This is a genomic window from Micromonospora sonneratiae (assembly GCF_042679305.1).
In the GTDB taxonomy this organism is placed as follows: Bacteria; Actinomycetota; Actinomycetes; order Mycobacteriales; family Micromonosporaceae; genus Micromonospora_H; species Micromonospora_H sonneratiae.
In genome coordinates this window covers 27,615-48,445 of the sequence record NZ_JBHTMP010000034.1, presented here as the reverse complement: position 1 = coordinate 48,445, position 20,831 = coordinate 27,615, and the positions used below count along the sequence as shown (strand labels likewise).

The window sequence follows — 20,831 nt, the reverse complement described above, 5'->3', positions numbered from 1 at the left end:
TCAGGTGACACGCCCGCGACCTGTGCCGACTCTCCGTGTCTGGTGCTGCGTGAACGGTGGCCACCGCCACGACCGTACGGGCCCCGAGGTGTTCTCGGGGCCCGGGCGGCGTGAAAGTGCGCGGCTCGGCCGGCGCCACGGTCATCGGGGTGCCGGGGCTATAAACGATCTGGTGCGGAGAAAACCGGTTCTTGTCGTCGTCAGCGGCCCGCCCGGCGCGGGCAAGACCACGCTTGCCCATCGACTAGCCCGGCAGATCGGTTGTCCGGCGATCTGCCGAGACGAGATCAAGGAGGGCATGGTCCATGTGGCTGGCGACTTTGTCGCCGCACCGAGCGACGAACTGAGCGTGCGAACGCTCCCGACGTTCTTTCAGGTGCTGGAACTGCTCCTGACGGGAGGTGTCACCACGGTGGCCGAGGCAGCCTTCCAGGACCGGCTCTGGCGTCCGTACCTGCGGCCTTTGGGGGTACTCGCCGACATCCGGGTCGTCCATTGCCAGGTCTCGGCCGGGGTGGCATGGGACCGCATCCAGCAGCGGCAGGAGGAGAGCCCGAAGCGGCGTGCACACGCCGATGCGTACCTTGTCGACCAGCAGGTGCACGGGACTGGCCACGACAGTTTCGACCGCGTCCGACTTGATGTGCCTGAGATCGAAGTGGACACCAGCGACGGCTACCGACCCGGCCTTGATGAGATCGTTGCCTTCGTGAACGCTCACCGATGACCTCGCCCCCGGGCATTCTTGAGCCCGAACACGTCCTGTTCGGATGCCGAAGGGAGCCGCCCGTCGCGGACAGGCTGCACCGGGGCACTACCCGGAAGGGGCCTCCGGGATCTCCGGGGCCTGCGGCAAGGTGTACGGCCAGGTGGAACAGGCGCCCCATCGACGTATGCTCACCCGGGTCGTACGCGAGCTCTGGCGTGGTACCGGGTCAGGGCCGCGCCACCAGTTCGATGAGGGCTCGCAATCGCAGCGGCATCTCCTCGCACAACGAGATCGCCGTATTGGTCCGTACCACGCCCGGTGCCGCAAGGATGACATCGGTGATTCGTTGCAGGTCCGCCGTATCGCGCGCGACCACCTTCACCAGCAGATCCGCCTCACCGGTGGTCCGGTGCATCTCGATCACCTCAGGCACCGACCGCAGTGCCGCGGTCGCATGCACCGAACTCGCCTGGCTCAGGGCAATGGACATGAACGCCACCAACTGACGCCCAAGATGAGCGGGGTCGACCCTGCGGGTGAACTCCCGCAGGGCCCCGGTCTGCCGCATCCGCAGCAGTCGTGCACTCAGCGTGTTGCGGGCGATGCCGAGCCGCTGCGCCAGGGCGAGCGCTGTGGCATCCGGGTCTTCGTCCAGAGCCAGCAGGATCCGTGCATCAAGATCATCCATTTGAGCAGTATGACACCGAATAGAGGTGATCGGCTACACAATGCTCAACTGAGAAGGCTTCGCTTGCGCATACGGGAACGACCTTAGAAGGTGACCGAGTGATGACGTCGCACCTGCTCCAGGAGCTGCGACGGAGCTCCGCCCCGTGTTCGGTGCTCTCCGCCGTGGCCCCGTGCCGCCCCGCTACCTCGTCGGCCACCCGATGACCACCCCCGCCGCCGAACTCGCCCCGCCCCGTCCTGCGGCCCGACACGGCATCGCCGAGAACCTGCTGGCGTTGGCCACCGGGACGCTGATCGCCGCGATTGGGCTCTACCTCATCAAGACCTCCGGCGCGGTCACCGGAGGAACCGCCGGGCTCGTGCTCCTGCTGACCCACCTGGTTCCATGGCAGTTCGGCATGATCTTCGCCCTGGTCAACCTGCCCTTCGCGGTGCTCGCCTGGAAACGCAAGGGGCCGCGTTTCGTGGCCAGCTCCGTACTGGCCATCGTGTTGCTGTCCACCTTCTCGTTGTTCCAGCCCCGGCTACTGCCCCTGGACGGCGCCAACCCCGTGTACGCCGCCCTGGTTGGCAACCTTGCTGCGGGAATCGGGCTCCTGATCGTCCTGCGCCATCACAGCAGCCTCGGCGGCTTCAACGTGGTTGCCCTGGTCTGCCAGGAGCGCTTCGGCTGGCGCGTCGGCTACGTGCTGCTGGCCCTCGACGCCGCCGTCGTGGTCCTTTCAGCGTTCATCGCCCCCCTGCACACCGTCGCACTGTCCGCAGCAGGGGTGGCCATCCTCAACCTCGTGCTGGTCATCAATCACCGTCCTGGCCGCTATCCCGAAGCGTTGTAGCCCCGATCCGGAACCCGTTCAAGGCCATCACATCGCGATGGCCTTGAACGGTCTACGGCTTGGGCAATGACGCGCCACCCTGTTCCGCGTCGCTACCGGATGGGCATCCGGTGCATGACGTCGAGCGCGGGTGGGCGAGCCCAGCCACGCAGGCGGACGCCGGCGGCCATCAACAGGCGTGCGGTCCGGCAACCGTCCGCACAAGATCGGACACGCCCCAGCCATCAGGAACGGGCAGGCCAGCCTTCCGTCGGGCCATGACGGCGGCACCGACCTGCGCGGCCTGGGCGCCGAAGGCGGAGCGCAGCACCGGGGGCGGGGGCCGCCAGGCGAGGGCCGCGTGCAGGGCGTCGCGCACCGGGCCGAAGAACACCGCGCCCGCGTCGGCGAGCCCACCGCCGAGGATGATGCGGGCCGGGTCGAGGGTCAGGGTGAGGGTGGCCAGGGCGGTCCCCAGAGCCTGGGTGGCGTCGTCCCAGACGGTGCGGGCCACCGGATCGGTGGTCACCGCGTCGGCGATGGCCCGGCTGTCCAACCCGGGGGTCCCGCCGAGTCGGGCATAGCGACGGGCCAGTCCCCCGGCGGACGCGTACACCTCCAGGCAGCCCTGCTGCCCGCAACTGCACGGCTCTCCGCCGGGATAGACCGGTATGTGGCCGACCTCGCCGGCCGAACCGGTCGCGCCGGGCACCGGCGCACCATGCACGACCACCGCCGCGGCGATGCCTGTGCCCAGTGGTAGCAGCAGGAAGTTGTCCAGTCCGCTGGCCGCTCCGGCTACCGCCTCGGCGATGCCGGCCGCCCGCGCGTCGTGCCCGACCGCAACCGGCAGTCCGAGGTCCTCCCCGATGAAGGCGCGTAGTGGCACGTTGCGGAACCGGAGGTTGGCGGCGTACCGCACCACCCCTTCGGCCTCGTCGACGAGGCCCGGAGTGACCACGCCGATCGCGGCGGGCGCGGTGCCGAGGGCGAGCGCGTCGTCGCGCAACTGGAGGCACAGGGATCGCACGGCCTCGACCGGGTCGTCGTCGGCCCGCGACGGCACGACCAGCGAATGCCGGAACTCGCCATCCTCGCCGACCACGGCCCCCTTGATGGTCGTCCCCCCGACGTCGACGGCGAGGACGCACTGGCCTTCGGGTCGCGTCACGCGATCACCCGGTCACCACGGTGAGGTCCGCGGCGAAGTCGCGGTCCAGGGGAAACACCGGTCGCACCACATTCCGGTACGGCAGCCGCCCGAGGTCCTGGTCGACGCCGCCCGGTGTCAGTGCCAGCAGCCAGTCCCCGGCCGCCTCGAACAGTTCGGGTTCGAGATAGCCGATCTTCACCACGACGAGATCCATCTCGTCGACCACGATGCCCAGCCGTGCGTAGGAGTCCAGCAGGCGGTACTGCATCCGGCGGGACGTGACGAAGACGCTGAGCCCACCGATCCGTACGCTGACACACTGTCCGCCGTCGGGGTCGTCGGCGACCGCCTCCAGGATTCCGTCGAGGGGGAGCGGGCCCGGGTCCCGGGCGTCGATGCGTCCCCCGACCGTCACCCGTACCGGTGTGCCGAGCGGCAGGTCGGCGATCTGCTTGACGGCCTGCGGGTCGACCAGCGAGGCGAACACGGCGCGGTGCGAGCCGCCCCGGATCTCCGGGCGGGCCAGCATCCGTTCGAGGGCGAAGGTGACGTCGTCGGCGCCGCCGGCACCGGGGTTGTCGCCCGAATCGCTGATGAAGAAGGGGCGTCGATTCGGATCGGCGACCGCCGCCAGGGCGGTGTCGAGGCACTCGTCCATCGAGCCGGTGGGGGCGACGAAGGTGAACTCGTCGCGCGCTGCCCAGAAGTGTTCGCCGAGTTCACGGGCTGCCTCGGCGCTGGCGGTGGCGTCGGTGCCGGTGACGACGACCGCACCCCGGCAGCGCGACTGGTCGGCCCAGGCGAACCCGATCCAGATCGCCGCGTCGACGATGCCGTCGCGGGTCTCGACCTCGGGGATCCGCGCGTAGAGTCCCCGGGCCGGCTCCTCGCGGGTGCTGGTCATCTCGCCCGGCAGCAGGATCGGTACGTGGACCAACGCCTTGTGCGGGCGCTGCTGTCGGCGCAACGCCTCGACCAGGTTCCGGGCGGCGCGTTCACGGGTCTGCCACACGTCGACGTGCGGTGCGGTCCGGTAGCAGGTGAGCAGGTCGCAGGCGTCGAAGAGCACCTGCGACACGTTGCCGTGCAGGTCCATGGCGGCGGAGATGAACGGCTCCGGTCCGATCACCGATCGGATGGCGGTGACCAGTTCGCCCTCCGCGTCGTCACTTCCGACGACGGTCATCGCACCGTGGATGTCCAGCAGCAGGCCGTCGAGCGGACCAGCCGCACCGAGCTTCGCCGTCATCTCGGTGGCCCAGGCCTCGTACGTTGGCCGGTCCACCGCTCCGCCGGGCAACGCCCGGGCGTGTACGAGTGGGATCCACTCGACGTCAGCGGCCCAGGACGCAGTGGGGGAGAGCCAGTCGTATCGCGCCAGCAGCGCACCGTCCCGGGTGACCTCGAAGTCGTCGGCGGTGCTCAGGTGGGGGGAGAACGTGCTGGACTCGATGTGGATGCCGCCGATGGCGACGCGGAGGGGACGGGGCACGGGTGTGGGCTCCTCAGGAGGGTCGTACGTCGGTGGTCGTGCGTAGCAGGTGCCCGAGGCCCACCAGGGCCGCATCCGGGCCCGCGACGCTGGCTTCGATGGTCAGGGACTGGGTCATGGAGGGTAGACAGCGCCCGTAGAGCATTCCCCGGGTCGCGGCCACGTAGACGTCCAGGCTGGACAGCGCGCCGCCGATGACGACGGCGTCGGGGTTGAGGAAGTTGACCAGACCGGAGAGGGCCACGCCGAGCAGGCTGCCGGCGTGGCGTACCCGGGTCACCACGGTCGGGTCCGCGTCGCTGACCGCTGCCACGATGTCCCGGATGGTGGTCGCCGACGAGCCCTGCCCGGCCAGTTGGCGGGCCAGTGCGGCACCACTGGCAACCGTCTCCAGGCAGCCCCGGCTGCCACAGGAGCACTCCTGCTCGCCGCTGTCCGCTACGCGGACGTGCGTGACGTCTCCGCTGAGGCCGCGACCGCCCCGGTAGATCTGTCCGCCGCTGACCAGGCAGGCGCCGATGCCCGTGCCGGCCTTGACGTAGATCATGTCGCCGAACTCGTTTCCTCGGGTGACGTACTCGCCGATCGCCGCGGCCTTGGCGTCGTTGTCGACGACCACCGGCACCTGGAAGCGCTTGGCGAGGTGTCCCCGCGCGTCGACGCCGCTCCAGCCGGGCATCCGGGCGGGGCCGACCAGCCGTCCACCGGGGAACTCGACCGGGCCCGGCAGTGCGACGCCGACCCCGAGCAACTCCTGGCCGGGCGCGGTCTCCGCCTGGAGCCGTGCGAATGTCGCCGCGACGATGTCGAACACCTCGTCGGGCCCGGTGGCGATGTCGATGGACACCTCCTCGGTGGTGCGCAGCCCGCCGTCGGGCCCACACAACCCCACCCGGGCGTGCCTGCCGCCCAACTCCGCGACGGCGAGGACCCCCTTGGTGTCCCGCAGCCGCAGGATCCGGGGGCGTCGCCCCCCGGTGGACCGGCCCACCCCCTCCTCGAGGATGACGCCCTCCTCGAGGAGTCGGCGCACCACGCTGGTGACCGTCGAGGGGGCGACCTGCAACGCCTCGATGAGGTCGGCGCGCGAGGTGGCTGTGCCGTTGGCCAGCAGGCTGAGGGTCTGCTCGCGCAGCGTGGCGGAGATCGATGGTTCCAAGGTGCCTCTCCTTGTTTGGGCGGTCCTCTGGCGCGCCTCAGTGTGGCGCAGTGCCACGGGATGCGGTCCGGAGGCCACGCGAAGAGTATCGCCCGATGCTTCGCCGGCTTTGAGCGTACCCCGGCCGAAGATGCCGAATAAAGAGAGTAACTTTCGTTGACTTGGTACTTCGGCGCGGTTACATTCTCCGCGTCGAACGTCGAGGAGCAGCCTCGGGCGGCTAGGTCGCGTGGCGATGCCGCCGGCACCCGGAGACGCGGGCACGTGCACATCAATCGAGGAGACTCATGAGGAGCAGATTTCCCGGGCGCGCCCTCCGCCGCGCGGTGGCGGTAGCCAGCACGGTCGCCCTCGGGGCGAGCCTGGCCGCCTGCAGCGGCGGTGGTTCTTCGAAGGACGGCGGGAGTCAGGGCAGGGACACCGTGACCGTCGCCTTCCGTACCCCCAACTGGATCCTGCCGATCTCGGCACCCGGCTACACGCAGGGCGAGAACGCCATCTTCGGCCAGGCGCTGTACCGGTCCCTCTACCAGTACAAGCTGGACGGCACCGCGCAGTACAACATCGACCCGCAGCGCTCGATGGCCGAGCCGCCGGTGGTGAGCGACGGCGGCAAGACCCTCACCATCACCCTCAAGGACAACACCTGGTCCGACGGCAAGCCCGTCACCACCAGGGACATCCAGTTCTGGTACGACCTCGTCACCGCCAACAAGGACAAGTGGGCGTCGTACCGGGCCGGTGGCTTCCCCGACAACATCGCCCAGTGGTCGGTCAAGGACGACAAGACCTTCTCGATCACCACCACGAAGGCGTACAACACCGCGTGGTTCGTCGACAACCAGCTCAACCGCATCACCCCCCTGCCGCAGCACGCGTGGGACAGGGACTCCGCGACCGCGGCCGTGGGTGGGCAGGCCAGCACGCCGGAGGGCGCCCGGAAGGTCTTCGACTTCCTCACCGCCGCCGCCAAGGACCTCAAGACGTACGACTCCAACGAGCTGTGGAAGGTCAACAGCGGCCCGTGGAAGCTGGAGCGGTACGTGCCGAACGGTGAGGTCACCCTCGCCGCCCAGCCGAAGTACTCGGGGGTGGACAAACCGAAGCTGGCCAAGGTCGTGCTCCGGCCGTTCACCAGCGACGACGCCGAGTTCAACGTGCTGCGCGCGGGTGGCATCGACTACGGGTACGTGCCCGCGGCCAACGTGTCGCAGGAGGAACACCTCAAGTCCAAGGGCTACACGATCTCTCCCTGGTACGGCTGGTCGATCACCTACCTCCAGCTGAACTTCAACAACCCGAAGACCGGGGTGCTGTTCGACCAGCCGTACCTGCGGCAGGCGATGCAGATGCTCATCGACCAACCGACGATCAGCAAGGTGATCTGGTCCGGCACCGCGGCACCCACCTGTGGCCCGGTACCGGCCAAGCCGGGCACCGGCGGCACCGACGCCGCCGGCTGTGCCTATTCGTTCGACCCGGCTAAGGCCAAGGAACTACTGGAGAGCCACGGTTGGAAGGTGACCCCGGACGGGCAGACCACCTGCCAGGCGCCGGGTACCGGCCCGAACCAGTGCGGCGAGGGTGTCGCCGCCGGCACGCCACTGGCCTTCACGGTCACCAGCCAGACCGGGTTCACCGCCACCACCAAGATGTTCGCCGAGATCAAGTCGCAGATGGCCAAGCTCGGTATCCAGCTGACCATCAAGGAGGTGCCGGACTCGGTCGCGGTCACCCCGGCCTGCAAGCCGACGGAGGCGGCCTGCTCGTGGGACATGTCCTTCTTCGGCTCGCAGGGCAGCTGGTACTACCCGGCGTTCGCCAGCGGTGAGCGGCTCTTCGCCACCGGTGCCCCGGTGAACCTGGGCAGCTACAGCAACCCCGAGGCCGATCGGCTCATCGAGACCACACAGTTCTCCGGCGACGAGAGCGCGCTCAAGGCGTACAACGACTTCCTCGCCAAGGACCTGCCGGTGCTCTGGATGCCGAACCCGGTGTTCCAGCTCTCCGCCTACCGGTCCGGCCTGCAGGGCGTCGAGCCGCAGGACCCGATGAACTTCATGTACTTCCAGGACTGGTCCTGGAAGTGACCGATCACTGATCGTCCCGGCCTCGGCGGCGCCCGCCGCGCCGTCGAGGCCCCGACCGGAGAGGAGGCACGGCCCAGGTGGTCCGCTACCTCATCACGCGCTTGGGTCAGGCCCTCATCGTCGTCGCGCTCGTCACGGTGATCGCGTTCCTCATCCTGCACCTGCTCCCCGGGGGCGCGGCGCGAGCCACCCTCGGCAAGGAGGCGACGCTGGAGCAGCTCGCGGCGTTCAACCACGAGATGGGCTACGACCGGCCACTGCCCCAGCAGTACGGCATGTTCGTAAAGCGCCTGCTGCACGGCGACCTCGGCTACTCGTACCAGCTCAACCAGTCGGTGACCGAGGCGATCGGGCAACGGCTGCCGAAGACGATGGTGCTCTCGCTACTGTCGACCCTGCTGGCCGTCGCGGTGGCCATCCCGCTCGGGGTGATCCAGGCGGTACGCCGAAACCGCTGGCCCGACTACACCATCACCTCGTTGTCGCTGCTGGCGTACGCCACGCCCATCTTCTTCATGGGCCTCATGATGATCATTCTCTTCTCGCAGGTCTGGCCGATCCTGCCGCCGGAGGCACCACAGGGGTTCACCGTGGCGGAGATGCTCGCCGACCCGGCTGGGCTGGTCCTACCCACGGTCACGCTCGCCATCGTCACCGTCGCGGTCTACTCGCGGTACGTACGCTCCGCCATGGTCGACAACCTCAACGAGAACTACGTCCGCACCGCCCGCAGCAAGGGCCTGTCCGAATGGCGGGTCGTGCTGCGGCACACGCTGCGCAACGGGTTGTTCCCGGTCATCACGCTGCTCGGCATGTACCTGCCCGCGCTGTTCAGCGGGGCGTTGGTCGTCGAGTCGCTGTTCAACTTCCCCGGCATGGGGCAGCTGTTCTGGCAGGCGGCGCTGAAGCGTGACTTCCCGATCCTGCTCGGGGTCACCGTCATCATCTCGATCGCGACGGTCGTCGGCGCGCTCGTCGCCGACCTGCTCTACGCCGCCGTCGATCCCCGGGTCCGACTCCGCAGGAGCGCCTCATGACCACACCTTCCGAGGCGGTCCGGCCAGGTACGACCCCTGACCAGACCGGCGACCCGGGCGAGGGGCCGGTGCGCGGTCTCTGGCGGCAGGGGCTGGTCGTCTTCTGCGAGAACCGGCTCGCCCTGGTGGGCCTGGGCCTGTTCGTCCTACTGGCCGGGATCTGCTTCCTCGGCCCGCTCTTCTACCGCACCGACCAGGTGCACACCGACCTCACCGCCGTATACCTGGCCCCAGGAGAGCAGGGACATCCACTCGGGACCGACGGGCTCGGCTACGACCAGTTGGGCCGCCTCATGCTCGGCGGGCAGACCTCGATCGTGGTCGGGCTCGCCGCAGGAGTCCTCGCCACCATCCTCGGCACCCTGTGGGGAGCGGTCGCCGGATTCGTCGGCGGCTGGGCGGACTCGGCGATGATGCGGGTGGTCGACGCGATGATGTCGATCCCGTCGCTCTTCCTCTTCATGCTGCTGGCCGCCATCGTCACGCCGAGCGTGCCGATGCTCATCTTCATCATCGGTGCCTTCGCCTGGCTGGGGCCGGCCCGGCTGGTCCGCGGCGAGGCACTGACCCTGCGGTCGCGCGAGTACGTCCAGGCCATGCGGGCGATGGGTGGGACGGGCGGCCGGGCGGTACGCCGGCACATCGTGCCGAACGCCATCGGAACGGTGATCGTCAACGCCACCTTCCAGGTCGCAGACGCGATCCTGTACGTCGCGTACCTGTCCTTCCTCGGCCTCGGCGTCCCGCCGCCGGCGGCGAACTGGGGCGGGATGCTCTCCGACGGCCTGACGAACACCTACAGCGGTCACTGGTGGCTGCTGTACCCGCCCGGGATCGCCATCATCCTCATCGTCCTCGCCTTCAACTTCATCGGCGACGGGCTGAGGGACGCCTTCGAGGTCCGCCTCCGGCGGAGGTAGCAGGAGCACGCAATGATCGAATCGACCGAGCCGACCGTGCGGCACTCCTCGGCGGCAGGGGACACGACGGGTGCCCAGCCCCTGCTGGAACTGCGCGATCTCGACACCGACATCGCCCTGCGCCGCGGTACGGTGCACGCCCTCGACGGGGTCGACCTGGAGCTCATGCCGGGGGAGACCCTCGGCGTCGTGGGCGAGTCGGGCAGCGGCAAGACGATGACGGCACTGTCGATCATGGGGTTGCTGCCGCCCGGTGGTCGGGTGAGCGGCGGGCAGATCCTGTTCGAGGGCCGGGACCTACGGTCGCTGCCAGCCGACGAGGTACGCCGGATCCGTGGGGTCCGGATGGGCATGGTCTTCCAGGACCCACTCACCTCGCTCAACCCCACCATGCGGATCGGGGTCCAGGTCGCCGAACCGTTGCGGGTGCACGAGCGGGTCGGCAAGGCGGAGGCCCGGGAACGGGCAATCGAGATCCTGCGCCGGGTCGGGATGCCGCGCCCGGACCGGATCGTCGACAACTACCCGCACGAGTTGTCCGGCGGGATGCGGCAACGGGTCGCCATCGCGATGGCGCTGGTCTGCTCGCCCCGCCTGCTCATCGCCGACGAGCCGACCACGGCGCTCGACGTCACCACCCAACGGCAGATCCTCGAACTCATCGACGACCTGCGGGAAGAGTTCCGGATGGCCGTCATCCTGGTCACCCACGACCTGGGGGTGATCGCCGGCCGGGCCGACCGGGTCGCCGTCATGTACGCCGGACGGGTGGTGGAGACCGCCGCGACCGAGAAGCTCCTCCACTCGCCCCGGCACCGCTACACGCAGGCACTGATGGAGGCGCTGCCTGAGTCGGCGATCCGGGACTCCGGTGAACACGCCCGGCTCTACAGCATCCCGGGACTGCCGCCGGACCTTTCCCGGCCCCTGACCGGCTGCCGCTTCGCCCCCCGCTGCCGGTACGCCACCGACGAGTGCCGCAGCACCGAGGTGACCCTGTCGGCCGGTGAGCACCAGCACGCCTGCCTGCATCCGGTGCCCGTGGCATCCGCCGTACCGGTTCCGCTGCCGACCCCGGTCCGGGCCGAGCCGGTCCCGGAGCCGGCCGGCACGGCGGCCCGGAAAGGCGAGCCGGTGGCAGGGCCCGCTGAACCGGCGGCTGGGCCGGCTGAGTCGGTGGCCCCGGCAGGTGAGCCGGTGACGACACCTGTCCTGTCGGTGCGGGCCCTGGTCAAGGACTATGCCGCGCACGGTAGAGGGCTGCTGCGTCGCACCGCCGGTCAGGTGAGCGCCGTGGCGGGTGTCTCGTTCGAGGTCGGTCCGGGGGAGACCTTCGGACTGGTCGGCGAGTCCGGCTGCGGCAAGTCCACCGTGGGCCGTCTGGCCGTCGGACTGGAGCGGCCGACCTCCGGGCAGATCATGTTGGACGGCACCGACATCGCCAGCCTGACCGGGCGGGAACGCCGCCGGATGCACCGGCAGGTCCAGCTGATGTTCCAGGACAGCTATGCCGCGATGAACCCACGGATGCGGGTCGACGCCATCCTCGCCGAGCCGCTGGAGATCCAGAAGGTGGGCGACGGCGCGGCCCGGCGGGCGCGCATCGCCACCCTCCTCGACCAGGTGGGGCTGTCGCGGCGGGTCCTGGAGCGCTACCCCCACGAGTTCTCCGGCGGCCAGTTGCAGCGAATCGGGCTGGCCCGGTCACTGGCCCTGCAACCCCGGCTGATCGTCGGGGACGAGCCGGTGAGCGCGTTGGACGTGTCGATCCAGGCGCAGGTCCTCAACCTCATGAAGGACCTGCAGCGCGAGCTTGGTCTGGCGTACGTCTTCATCAGTCACGACCTGTCCGTCGTCGACTACATGGCGGACCGGATCGGCGTCATGTACCTCGGTAAACTCGTCGAGGTCGGCCCGGCCCGGGACGTGGTCCGGGCGGCCCGGCACCCGTACACACAGGCGCTCATCGACGCCGTTCCCTCCATCACCCCGAACACCCCGGCCGTACGCGACGGCGTCACCATCCACGGTGAACTGCCCAGTGCACTGAACCCGCCCACCGGTTGCCGGTTCCGGACCCGCTGCCCCCTGGCCCAGGAGATCTGCGGGACGGAGCCGCCGCTGGCCGGCGACGGGCACCAGGTGGCCTGCCATTTCCCGCTCCGTGCGGTGTCCACGGCGGCCACTGCGGACACCGGAGCTGTCCGATGAGTTCGACAGATCGGACGATCGTGGAGATCTGCGTGAGCGACGTACCGACCGCGCTGGTGGCCGAGGCGGCCGGGGCCGACCGGGTGGAACTCTGCGCGGACCTTGGCCAGGGCGGTACCACCCCCAGCCTGGGGACCGTCGAGGTCGCCCTGCGGACATTGCACAGGGTGGGGGTACGGGTCATGGTCCGCCCCCGGGGTGGCAACTTCCGGGTCAGCGAGATCGAGAAGCAGGTCATGCTCGCCGACATCGAGGCCATCCACGGCCTGCCCAATCCGCACGGTCTCGCGGTCGGGGTGGTGGTCGGGGCGCTCACCGCCGACGGCGGCCTTGACCTGACCGTACTCCGGCACCTGATCGAGGCGGCGGGGCCGCTGCCAGTGACCGTGCACAAGGCGTTCGACGAGGTCGGCGACCAACTGGAAGCGATCGAGGAGATCATCGGTCTCGGAGCCGACGCGGTGCTCACCTCGGGTGCGGCACCCACCGCGCTGGCCGGTGCCGCACGGATCGCAGCCCTGCGGCAGCGGGCCGGTGACCGGTTGCGGGTCATTGCCGCCGGCGACATCCGGTCGCACAACGTCCAGCGGGTGCTCGCCGAGACCGGGGCGCGGGAGGTGCACCTGCGGGCACCGGTGCGGTGCGGCGGCCGCGAGGCCACGGACGGCTACCAGGTACGCCGGGTCGTCGCCGCCGTACGTGGCCGTTGACCCGACACTCCGTCCCCGTGATGGGAGACGGAAACTGTGGCATCACGGCCGCCGTACCGCCGTCGGTACAGCCCAGCCAGCCGACGACGTACCGTGAAGATCGTCCTCGGCCGACGCGGCGCGTAGGGCAGCGACGGTGCCGATGGCAGTCGACAGCAGCCCTGGGGATGCCGTCCGTGGGCCCGCTCGGCGGTAGCACGTCCGGTGGCGGCTCATTGCGTCGTGGTGATCCCGCCGCCGCAGGGCGCTCCGGGTTCGATCGCTGCGGTCTCCCGGTAGGTCCGGATGAACTCGTCGATTGCCGGGTCGTCGACCTTGTTGACCCTGAGCTGGTACCCCCAGGCCTGTAGCGAGATCGGCGAGTCCTGTCCCGGGTACGGGCTGAGCATCAGGTGTGTCTGTCCGCGTACCCGGTCGGCCAGCCGTTCCACGTCGGCTGCCGGCAGGTCCGGCCGGTACGTGATCCACACCGCGCCGTGTTCGAGGCTGTGTACCGCGTTGCCGTCCACGATGGGGGCAGAGTAGACATCGCCGTTGCAGTTCTGCCATTCGAGGAAGTGTGGGCCGCCGGCCGGTGGGGTCATCGGGTACACGGGGGGTGCCTGGACGTGGTCCGATTTCAACGCGTCCGGGTTTGTCTTGCGGTAGTTGATCACCTCGGGCAGGTCGTCGCCGCCCTTGCCTCGCTGGTACCAGACGAAGCCGCCCACTCCGCAGGCGACGAGCAGGGCCAGTGCGACGGCTCCGGCCACGATCCCGATGATCAGCCCGGTACGCCGGGCCGGTGGAGTCGGTGCCACCGGGGCGCCGGGGTGCGGATAGCCCGGCTGGCCGTAATTGGGCGACTGCCCGTATCCGGGCTGTGGTGCCCCGTATCCGGGCTGTGGTGCCCCGTATCCGGGCTGTGGTGCCCCGTATCCGGGCTGTGGTGTCCCATAGCCTTGCGGGGTTCCGTAGCCCGGGGGCGGCGGTAGGGGTGCGGATGTCTGTGGCGGTACCAGTGGCGGGGCAGGTTGCTGCTGCTGCGGCTGTTCCGGATTGCCCATGTCTGCTGTCGCCTCCGAGCCACGGGTGGGGAACCTGATCCTACCGAGGTCGGCGGGAGAACAATGATTGCCCGCGCCCGCAGACAGTCGGCGGCCGGTGGGTCGAGGAAGATCGTGTACGTGGGCAGCCGCTGTCGCCTACGAAGGTGGGGCGCCGCACGAGCGTGAGGCCGACCTTCCTACCTGTCGTGCTGTCGGCGCACCATCTCGTTGATCCAGATGGGCGCGAACGGAGACGTGCAGTTCGGGGGAGTCGGGTAGTCCTTGAGCACCTCCAGGCGCTCGCCGATGTCGATCGCACGGGCGCGGTGCTCGGCGTGCTCGATCCCGATCTGAGCCAGGCAGTGGTTCATCGCCCACTGGAGGCGATCCGGGGCGTCCTTCATCCCCGCCTCGATGACGTCAAGCAGTCCTGCGAGGTCCAGGCCCTGGGGTTGCTTAGCCACGCGTTCGGTGGTCAGTGCCCAACCTGCACTCGCGACCACTGGATCCGGATCGACGAACCAGGCCAGGCGCAGCTCTTCGGAGTGCGGGTTCTTCTTCACCACATAGTTCACGAGCCAGTCGTGCACCTTGGGTGTGCGTGCCTCGCGCAACATGGCGTCCAACTCGTCACGCTCGAATGTCTTCGGACGGCAGATCAGGATCGCCAGCAGTCTCGCCGCGGTGTCATCCGTCGCCCAGAGCTGGCACGCGAGTTCCTGCTGCGTCTTCAGCCGCTTCGCGAGCGCGCGCAGCATGCTGAGGTTCACACCGTGATCGTCACCGTGTTTCTCGTTCACCTTGCGTGTCTTCGGGTCCTCGAGCTCAGCCAGTTCGGCCATCACCTCGGCCACCGTCGTCTCAGTCACCTCAACCTCCTGTCCAATACTCTCGCGCAGCGGCTGCCATCCGGCGTTCGCCCGGGTCGAAAACCAAGCTCCGGGTGCACCCCTGCGGGTCAGCTTCGTCATGGGAGGGCCCTTCGGAGTGCCCGGTGGGAAGCCGTCAGCGGCGTCGGCGGACGCCGCTGTTCAGCAGCGTTCCCGTCGATCCGGTACCGCCCCGGGCACCCGACCGCCGCCGGAGGTGATGTCGCGGGTCATCAGCGGTCGTCGCTGGTCCCGGGGGCGAAGTGCTGCACCGCGAATGCGATGGCCCCGGCGATGTCTTCGTCACTGGTATGCCAGGCAGCCTGGATCGCGGGCCCCCACGCGTGGCAGCTGCGGATGGCGAACTCCTTTCCCTCGGGAGTGTCCTGCCAGGTGGCGGGGTCGAACTTCACGCCGTGCAGGAAGAGGTCGAGGCCGAGTAGCGCGAGGTCCCAGCCGCAGCCGATTCCGATCGTGCCACCGGGACCGTACGTGCGCACGAGCTCGTCGACGATCTGGGCGGGTGAGGCGTGCTCCAGTTCGAAGAGGGTGCGGCCGTCGTCGCCGGGCGCTAGGCGTACCTCGACCTCGGTCGGCATGCCCTCGCCGAAGACCCAGGTCACCTTGATCAGACGGGGTTCCTCGCAGCGCAGGATCTCGCCACCGGCGTTGTCCTTGAGCTGGAACGTACCGCCGACCCGCAGGTCGCCCTCGACCGGGCCCAGCCATCGGCCGAGCCGCTCCGGGTCGGTGCAGGCGCTCCAGACGTCCTCGACCGGGGCATCGTAGACCCGGCGCAGCAGCACTGACCGTCCATTACCGGTGGCAACCGCCCGATTACCTATCGCCCGCTGGGTGGTGTTGATCTGGTTGATGATGTCGATCACGTATCCTCCTCGCGGACTCGGTCTCCTGACGACGAGCCGGTGTCCCCGCAGTGTCTTCGGTTTCCACTGTCATCGCGCTGTTCGCGGCGTTCGCGTTTGCCGCAGGCTGCTTCGGTGGTCGATGCATCCAGGTGTGCCGGCTCAAGAACTGCCGGAAGCGACCCGGCGGGACGTCGAACTCCACCCGGACGATTTTGCTGACGGCACCGACGGCCTGCTCTCCGTCGGCCAGCAACTCCAGTGTCCGGCGTCGTACCGGTCACTGAGGACGTCGAACGCGTGCACCCGATGAACTGTGTCAGTGGCGGCTTAATTAAGTCAAGTCTGATCTACGCTGTGTCGCGCTGGTGCGCGCGAGGCTGCTCGTCCGCCGGTTTCCGGAAGCTGCCCGACGTCACGGACTTCCGTCGTAGCGGCCAGCTAGCGCTCGACGAATATAGTCTTTGACAAGAATATTCCTTCGTACGGCGCCTGGATGCGGGACAGCGAGAAGGTCGTGCTCTCGAACACCCTCACCGAGGCACCATGGAACAATGCCCGAGTGTTCGACCGCCCCGCCGCTGAGGTCGTCGATCAACTGAGGGGCGAGCCGGGTGGCGACATCGTCGTCCTCTCGAGCGCGAGTGTCATAACGGCGCTCCTCGCGGCCGACCGCGTCGATCGCATCTCGTTCACCGTGTTCCCTGAGATCATCGGCGGCGGCCAGCGGCTGCTCGACGCGGGCCTGCCGCCTTCAAAGTGGACCCTCGTCAAAGCGACCGCCGGAGACCACGGTGTACTCGCCATCGCCTACGAGCGAGTTCGTTAGTCGTTGCCGCGCCAGTGCTCCTCGACGCTGGTCGAGTCGTGCTGGCGGCCTCCGGCCAGGCATCGGCAGCGCAGCCGGCCGGGAGTGGCCCTGGCGGTGCGCTTCCCGTAACCGGGTGTGGGAAGGGTCGGCTGGGCCTGATACGTGGGCCGGGTGGCCTGGCCCGAGACGGCCAGGCGGCCTGTTTTCGTCACTTCCCCTCGCCGAGGTGAGCAGCGTGTCTGGCGGCCATGCCAGGATCATGAGCATGAAACGACTCGTCCTCGTGGCTGCGGTGTCGGTGCTGTTGGTGACCGGTTGCTCCAGTGGTGGCGACAACACGGCCGCTGCAGGAGCCGATACGGCGAGTTCGGCGGCCCCGTCGGTGTCTGCCGGTGCCGAGCCGCTGCTGGCTCGCTATGGTTTGGCTGGGAAGAGCACGGTGGAGGTCATCGACCGGCTCGACCGGCTGGGCCTACAGGACCGGCCGGCTGACCTGAAGGCGTCGGTGCGCGCGAGCGAGTTGGTGGTATCTGCCGGTGGGCAGGAGCACAGCCTGGCTCTGCCCGACGACCGTTTCTACCTGTCGGTGGCCCCGTACGTGCAGCGGACCCATGAGTGCTTCTACCATTCGCTGACCACGTGCAAGGGCGAGTTGGTCAACACCGAGGTGCAGGTGAGGGTCGTGGACGATGCCAGCGGCAAGGTGCTGGTCGACGAGGCGGTCACCACCTTCGCCAACGGCTTCGTGGGATTCTGGTTGCCTCGTGGCATGACCGGTACGCTGCGGATCGCCTCCGGCGGCAAGGCAGCCGAAACGAAGATCTCCACCGGTCCGGACGCGCCGACCTGTCTGACCACATTGCAGATGACCTGAGCACACACGGTCGACCGGTACGGGCAGGTCATCGACGTGCCCGTACCGGCGCGTCGGAACGCCGCCGCAGCCGACGATTCTTCCAACGGGCGCTGACCACGCTGAAGGTCACGCCCTCGTCCAGAATTCCGAACGGGTAAACCACGAGTTCGGACTCGGTGCCCCGCCTGCATGCCGGGTGGCCCCGGCAGCCCGAGATGCATCATGGCGACCCGGCCGTGTTGGCCGCCCTCCTCGACCTCGACGACGTCGACCGACTGATCAGCGACCAGGACCTGTCGCATCGTCGGTGACGATGACCAGGAACGACGCGATGGCGCAGCCGGGCAGCATGTCGTTCCCGGTGGCCGGCACCCTGATGCCTGGCAGCTCCGGCCTCGCGGCATTCCCGGATGCCGCCGAAACCATCGACGCCCGCCGCATCGGCGCGCACTCGCGTACCCGGCACACACCCTCCTGCTCATGGGTCCGCATCGCCATGGCGACCACTTCCCAGCCGCTTCTGCCGGCTGCTGTCCGCAGAACCCGTGTCCGCAGAACCCGGTCCCCGTCGTACGCCCGGCAGGCGGGCTCGACACCACAGCGTGGGCCGGGCATGCCCAGGACCCCGGACACGCCTCATCCCCCCACAGGGTCGTGGGTTCCATTAATCCAGCGCCAGCGGTCTTCTCTCATGATCGACCCGTGCGTGGGGGCTTCACGTGTGGCGCCGGTGGGCGGCGGGCCAGCGTGGGCCCCGAGGTGTGGAGGAGTCGAACGGGCCGACCGAGGTGTGCGCATGGCGCGCGACGTGATGACGGCACTGTTGGCCCACCCGGGACACGGCGGATCGTGCCGGACGGGTGTCAGCGTCACGGCAATGAAGATCAAATCAAAAAAATTAAGGCCCCGAGATTGAAAGCTTAAGAAAATCAAGGTAAAACTAAATGGTGGACGGATCGTCGGAGGTAAGGGGGCCGAAGGTGGACTGGCAGGAGCTGACGGACCTGACGCGCGGACAGCCGTTCGTGGTCGAGCGGGTCCGCCTCGTCGGCAGCGGCGTCGCGGTCGAGGGGCAGTTCGAGCCACCGCAGCTGGCTCAGCTCAGCGCCGACGACCAGGTGTTCGTTGCCGCATTCGTCCGGTCGCACGGTTCGATCAAGGAGATGGAGCGGATCTTCGGGGTGAGCTACCCGACGATCAAGTCCCGGCTGAACCGGATCGCCGAGCAGTTCGACTTCGTCGACACCGATCCGGCACCCGCCGGTGCCGACGTCGTTGACCGCCTGCGGCGGGGGGAGATCAGCGTCGAGGAGGCGCTGGCCGAGCTGGAGAGGTCCCGATGATCCCGCAGCTGGTGACGTACCGCCAACGTCGTCGGGACGGCCGCTGGCTGCGGCTGTATGTCCCGGTACTGCCGGTACTGCTGGTGCTGTCACCGCTGCTGTTGCTGGCCGTGCTGGTCGGACTGGTCGCATGCCTCGTCTTCCGGGTGAGTCCGGTGGGCGCGTTACGCGGCACCGGGCAACTGCTGTGGGCACTCCCCGGCACCCGGTTCGAACTTGAGCAGGGCCGAACGGCCGTGCTGTTAAGCATCAGATGAGTCAGAAGGGGAGGAATGACAATGAATGAGCAGCGCCGCCAGATCCTACAGATGCTGGCCGAGGGAAAGATCACCGCGGACGAGGCCGAGCGGCTGATCGACGCCGTCGAGCGAGAACAGCCCGAGTCGCCGCCGGGAGCCACGTTCCGCCCGAAACCGCGACCCAAGTACCTGCGCGTCGTGGTGAACTCGGAGGACGACACCAGCAGTGACGGACCGGCCCGGGTCAATGTCCGGGTCCCGCTGCAACTGCTGCGTGCCGGGGTCCGGCTCACCAGCCTCATCCCCCCGCAGGCGCTCGCCAAGGTCAACGACGAGCTGAACAAGTCGGGCGTACCCATCGACCTCACCCAGCTCAAGCCGCAGCACATCGAGGAGCTCATCGAGCAACTCGACGACCTCACCATCGACGTCGACCAGCCCGACACCAAGGTGCAGGTTTTCTGCGAGTGACACCGCCACGGCGCCCGACGCCCGTCCGGACCACGGGTCGGGCGCCGTCCGGCCAGATGGCCGCCGCGTGCGCTCAACCCGTGGCTGTGGAGTTCGCGAGGTGTTGCCTCCGCAACCTACCCCCAAAGCGTTCACCGTCCCGGTGCGGTATGTGGTTGCGTCGGGGACGTCCTTCGGAAGCCGCGGTGACGAGCAGGAACGAATACGGGCCACCGGGCCGGCCTGGTCGACTGGCCGGCCAAGCAACACCGCCGACGCGGATTCCGGAAACCTCGAGCCGAGCCGAGCCGAGCTGAGCCGACCGCTCAGCTCCTGTCGAGCTCTGCGTTGACCATCGCCTCGAACCTGTCGCGGCCGTGGATACCCAGGGCGCCACCGAGTGCGGTCGCCAGCCGGTCGAATGGATCCTCCAGCGGTAGTGTCGCCAGGCCCGCCGCCAGTTCGGGAACCGTCCAGAGTTCCCTGTCCTTGTTGATCTGCGCACCGCGTGTCCAGCCGTGGTTGACCGCGATCGAGCCGCCACGCACCGACAGCACCTGCCCGGTCAGTGGGCACCCCGCACTGACCAGGTAGGCGACGAGCGGAGCCACCACGACGGGGTCCTTCGGGTCCAGTTCCCCGTCCGGCGGTGTCTGATCCATGCCCGGCACCGGGTTCGTCAGCCGAGTGCGCACCATCGACGGGCTGATGCAGTTCACCCGGACCCCCATTCGCCGCAGTTCCAGTGCGTGCACGGTGGTCATGGCCGCGACTGCGGCGTTCGCCGCCGCGTAGTTCGACTGGGTGGGTAGTGGATTGAGCAGGCCGGAGCCCGACGCGGTGTTGACGATGGCTCGGTCCGTACGCACTCCTCGGTCCAGCCGGCCACGCCAGTACGCCGTAGCCCAGTGACTCAACGCGAAGGTCCCTTTCAGTTTGACTGCCACCACGTCGTCGAACTCCGCTTCGGTCAGCCGTTCGAGCCCTTTGTTGATCTCAATGGTTGCGTTGTTGACCACCGCGTGCAGGTCGCCGAACTCCGCGACGGCCAGTTCGACCATGCGCTGGGCGGCTGCCCAGTCGGTGACGTTGCCCGTGTCGGCGACCGCGTGTCCGCCCTGCGCGCGAATCTCGTCGACCACAGCGGCAGCGATGCTGGCGTCGCCGCCCCGTCCATCGATCTCCACGCCGGGGTCGTTCACGACTACGTTCGCGCCGCTGGCCGCCAGATACAGCGCCTCCGCCCGGCCGATGCCCCGCCCGGCGCCGGTGACCAGCACTGTCCGTCCAGTCAGCTCGCCCATGTACGGCACCTCGCTTCATTTCGCCCGACAAATTAGTGCACTCAGTGTACTCATACTCTTGGTGAACCTATGTACGTGG

At 68.7% G+C, this 20,831-nt stretch carries 22 protein-coding genes; 12 read left to right on the top strand and 10 right to left on the bottom strand.

From position 1 onward, the window contains the following. The first annotated feature begins 49 nt into the window (after positions 1-49). Positions 50-727, top strand: a complete 678-nt coding sequence (locus ACFQ4H_RS21220; RefSeq protein WP_377572915.1) for an AAA family ATPase — start codon at positions 50-52, stop codon at positions 725-727. A 208-nt stretch (positions 728-935) separates the two neighbouring features. Here the strand turns inward: ACFQ4H_RS21220 and ACFQ4H_RS21215 are convergent, their stop codons facing one another. After that, positions 936-1,397, bottom strand: coding sequence for an Lrp/AsnC family transcriptional regulator (locus ACFQ4H_RS21215; protein ID WP_377572913.1), 462 nt, complete (start codon positions 1,395-1,397; stop codon positions 936-938). Positions 1,398-1,542: 145 nt separating this feature from the next. Between ACFQ4H_RS21215 and ACFQ4H_RS21210 the strand changes: the two genes are divergently transcribed. After that, positions 1,543-2,235, top strand: a complete 693-nt coding sequence (locus ACFQ4H_RS21210; RefSeq protein ID WP_377572912.1) for a YitT family protein — start codon at positions 1,543-1,545, stop codon at positions 2,233-2,235. A 169-nt stretch (positions 2,236-2,404) separates the two neighbouring features. On the opposite strand, the gene ACFQ4H_RS21205 is transcribed toward ACFQ4H_RS21210, so the two are convergent. The 3 genes from ACFQ4H_RS21205 to ACFQ4H_RS21195 are packed head-to-tail and all read right to left on the bottom strand — an operon-like array spanning position 2,405 to position 6,018. Continuing rightward, on the bottom strand, positions 2,405-3,385 hold the full coding sequence (locus tag ACFQ4H_RS21205; protein WP_377572910.1) for an ROK family protein: 981 nt from the start codon (positions 3,383-3,385) through the stop codon (positions 2,405-2,407). 4 nt (positions 3,386-3,389) lie between these two features. Beyond that, positions 3,390-4,859, bottom strand: coding sequence for a M81 family metallopeptidase (locus tag ACFQ4H_RS21200; protein ID WP_377572909.1), 1,470 nt, complete (start codon positions 4,857-4,859; stop codon positions 3,390-3,392). A 13-nt stretch (positions 4,860-4,872) separates the two neighbouring features. After that, a complete protein-coding gene (locus tag ACFQ4H_RS21195) occupies positions 4,873-6,018 on the bottom strand; it encodes an ROK family transcriptional regulator (RefSeq protein ID WP_377572907.1) in 1,146 nt (381 codons plus the stop codon). Between the two features lie 287 nt (positions 6,019-6,305). On the opposite strand from ACFQ4H_RS21195, the gene ACFQ4H_RS21190 reads away from it, so the two are divergent. From ACFQ4H_RS21190 to ACFQ4H_RS21170, 5 genes are all read left to right on the top strand, one after another. After that, a complete protein-coding gene (locus ACFQ4H_RS21190; protein WP_377572905.1) occupies positions 6,306-8,108 on the top strand; it encodes a peptide ABC transporter substrate-binding protein in 1,803 nt (600 codons plus the stop codon). Between the two features lie 77 nt (positions 8,109-8,185). After that, positions 8,186-9,145 (top strand): ABC transporter permease, encoded by a 960-nt coding sequence (locus tag ACFQ4H_RS21185; RefSeq protein ID WP_377572903.1) that lies wholly within the window; start codon positions 8,186-8,188, stop codon positions 9,143-9,145. Next, positions 9,142-10,065 carry an ABC transporter permease gene (locus ACFQ4H_RS21180; protein ID WP_377572902.1) on the top strand — a complete coding sequence of 308 codons (924 nt, stop codon included), beginning with the start codon at positions 9,142-9,144 and terminating at the stop codon, positions 10,063-10,065. Before ACFQ4H_RS21185 ends, ACFQ4H_RS21180 begins: the two co-directional genes overlap by 4 nt. 12 nt (positions 10,066-10,077) lie before the next feature. Next, positions 10,078-12,276, top strand: coding sequence for an ABC transporter ATP-binding protein (locus tag ACFQ4H_RS21175; protein WP_377572900.1), 2,199 nt, complete (start codon positions 10,078-10,080; stop codon positions 12,274-12,276). Then, entirely contained in the window at positions 12,273-12,986 is a 714-nt protein-coding gene (locus tag ACFQ4H_RS21170) for a copper homeostasis protein CutC (RefSeq protein WP_377572898.1), read from the top strand. Before ACFQ4H_RS21175 ends, ACFQ4H_RS21170 begins: the two co-directional genes overlap by 4 nt. Before the next feature lie 212 nt (positions 12,987-13,198). On the opposite strand, the gene ACFQ4H_RS21165 is transcribed toward ACFQ4H_RS21170, so the two are convergent. From ACFQ4H_RS21165 to ACFQ4H_RS21155, 3 genes are all read right to left on the bottom strand, one after another. Next, positions 13,199-13,786 carry a DUF3105 domain-containing protein gene (locus ACFQ4H_RS21165; protein WP_377572897.1) on the bottom strand — a complete coding sequence of 196 codons (588 nt, stop codon included), beginning with the start codon at positions 13,784-13,786 and terminating at the stop codon, positions 13,199-13,201. A 425-nt stretch (positions 13,787-14,211) separates the two neighbouring features. Beyond that, positions 14,212-14,856, bottom strand: a complete 645-nt coding sequence (locus ACFQ4H_RS21160) for a DNA alkylation repair protein (RefSeq protein ID WP_377572941.1) — start codon at positions 14,854-14,856, stop codon at positions 14,212-14,214. A gap of 260 nt (positions 14,857-15,116) precedes the next feature. Continuing rightward, complete coding sequence (locus tag ACFQ4H_RS21155) at positions 15,117-15,770, bottom strand: SRPBCC family protein (RefSeq protein ID WP_377572895.1); 654 nt, start codon at positions 15,768-15,770, stop codon at positions 15,117-15,119. Positions 15,771-16,245: 475 nt separating this feature from the next. Between ACFQ4H_RS21155 and ACFQ4H_RS21150 the strand changes: the two genes are divergently transcribed. Then, positions 16,246-16,578, top strand: coding sequence for a dihydrofolate reductase family protein (locus ACFQ4H_RS21150; RefSeq protein WP_377572893.1), 333 nt, complete (start codon positions 16,246-16,248; stop codon positions 16,576-16,578). Here ACFQ4H_RS21150 and ACFQ4H_RS21145 read toward each other — a convergent pair. Continuing rightward, entirely contained in the window at positions 16,575-16,772 is a 198-nt protein-coding gene (locus ACFQ4H_RS21145; RefSeq protein WP_377572892.1) for a hypothetical protein, read from the bottom strand. The two genes, ACFQ4H_RS21150 and ACFQ4H_RS21145, sit on opposite strands and share 4 nt — an antisense overlap. Before the next feature lie 53 nt (positions 16,773-16,825). Between ACFQ4H_RS21145 and ACFQ4H_RS21140 the strand changes: the two genes are divergently transcribed. Next, entirely contained in the window at positions 16,826-17,434 is a 609-nt protein-coding gene (locus tag ACFQ4H_RS21140; RefSeq protein WP_377572891.1) for a CueP family metal-binding protein, read from the top strand. 261 nt (positions 17,435-17,695) lie between these two features. Here ACFQ4H_RS21140 and ACFQ4H_RS21135 read toward each other — a convergent pair whose 3' ends face one another. Beyond that, a complete protein-coding gene (locus ACFQ4H_RS21135; RefSeq protein WP_377572889.1) occupies positions 17,696-18,049 on the bottom strand; it encodes a hypothetical protein in 354 nt (117 codons plus the stop codon). A 347-nt stretch (positions 18,050-18,396) separates the two neighbouring features. On the opposite strand from ACFQ4H_RS21135, the gene ACFQ4H_RS21130 reads away from it, so the two are divergent. From ACFQ4H_RS21130 to ACFQ4H_RS21120, 3 genes are read left to right on the top strand one after another with little or no spacing between them, the layout of a single operon-like run. After that, positions 18,397-18,759: a DUF2089 domain-containing protein gene (locus ACFQ4H_RS21130; protein WP_377572887.1), complete on the top strand. Its 363-nt coding sequence runs from the start codon at positions 18,397-18,399 to the stop codon at positions 18,757-18,759. Continuing rightward, the gene (locus tag ACFQ4H_RS21125) at positions 18,756-19,016 is read left to right on the top strand and encodes a hypothetical protein (RefSeq protein WP_377572886.1); all 261 of its coding nucleotides are present in this window, start codon (positions 18,756-18,758) and stop codon (positions 19,014-19,016) included. The genes ACFQ4H_RS21130 and ACFQ4H_RS21125 overlap by 4 nt, the downstream gene beginning before the upstream one ends. Before the next feature lie 21 nt (positions 19,017-19,037). Next, positions 19,038-19,469 carry an SHOCT-like domain-containing protein gene (locus ACFQ4H_RS21120; protein ID WP_377572884.1) on the top strand — a complete coding sequence of 144 codons (432 nt, stop codon included), beginning with the start codon at positions 19,038-19,040 and terminating at the stop codon, positions 19,467-19,469. 305 nt (positions 19,470-19,774) lie between these two features. Here ACFQ4H_RS21120 and ACFQ4H_RS21115 read toward each other — a convergent pair whose 3' ends face one another. Beyond that, positions 19,775-20,752 carry an SDR family NAD(P)-dependent oxidoreductase gene (locus tag ACFQ4H_RS21115; RefSeq protein ID WP_377572882.1) on the bottom strand — a complete coding sequence of 326 codons (978 nt, stop codon included), beginning with the start codon at positions 20,750-20,752 and terminating at the stop codon, positions 19,775-19,777. Between the last annotated feature and the right edge of the window lie 79 nt (positions 20,753-20,831).

Coding starts and splice junctions, on each gene's coding strand:
- ACFQ4H_RS21215 (WP_377572913.1), bottom strand. CDS start 1,397: ATGGATGATCTTGATGCACGGATCCTGCTGGCTCTGGACGAAGACCCG.
- ACFQ4H_RS21190 (WP_377572905.1), top strand. CDS start 6,306: ATGAGGAGCAGATTTCCCGGGCGCGCCCTCCGCCGCGCGGTGGCGGTA.
- ACFQ4H_RS21180 (WP_377572902.1), top strand. CDS start 9,142: ATGACCACACCTTCCGAGGCGGTCCGGCCAGGTACGACCCCTGACCAG.
- ACFQ4H_RS21175 (WP_377572900.1), top strand. CDS start 10,078: ATGATCGAATCGACCGAGCCGACCGTGCGGCACTCCTCGGCGGCAGGG.
- ACFQ4H_RS21170 (WP_377572898.1), top strand. CDS start 12,273: ATGAGTTCGACAGATCGGACGATCGTGGAGATCTGCGTGAGCGACGTA.
- ACFQ4H_RS21160 (WP_377572941.1), bottom strand. CDS start 14,856: ATGGCCGAACTGGCTGAGCTCGAGGACCCGAAGACACGCAAGGTGAAC.
- ACFQ4H_RS21150 (WP_377572893.1), top strand. CDS start 16,246: ATGCGGGACAGCGAGAAGGTCGTGCTCTCGAACACCCTCACCGAGGCA.
- ACFQ4H_RS21140 (WP_377572891.1), top strand. CDS start 16,826: ATGAAACGACTCGTCCTCGTGGCTGCGGTGTCGGTGCTGTTGGTGACC.
- ACFQ4H_RS21125 (WP_377572886.1), top strand. CDS start 18,756: ATGATCCCGCAGCTGGTGACGTACCGCCAACGTCGTCGGGACGGCCGC.
- ACFQ4H_RS21120 (WP_377572884.1), top strand. CDS start 19,038: ATGAATGAGCAGCGCCGCCAGATCCTACAGATGCTGGCCGAGGGAAAG.
- ACFQ4H_RS21115 (WP_377572882.1), bottom strand. CDS start 20,752: ATGGGCGAGCTGACTGGACGGACAGTGCTGGTCACCGGCGCCGGGCGG.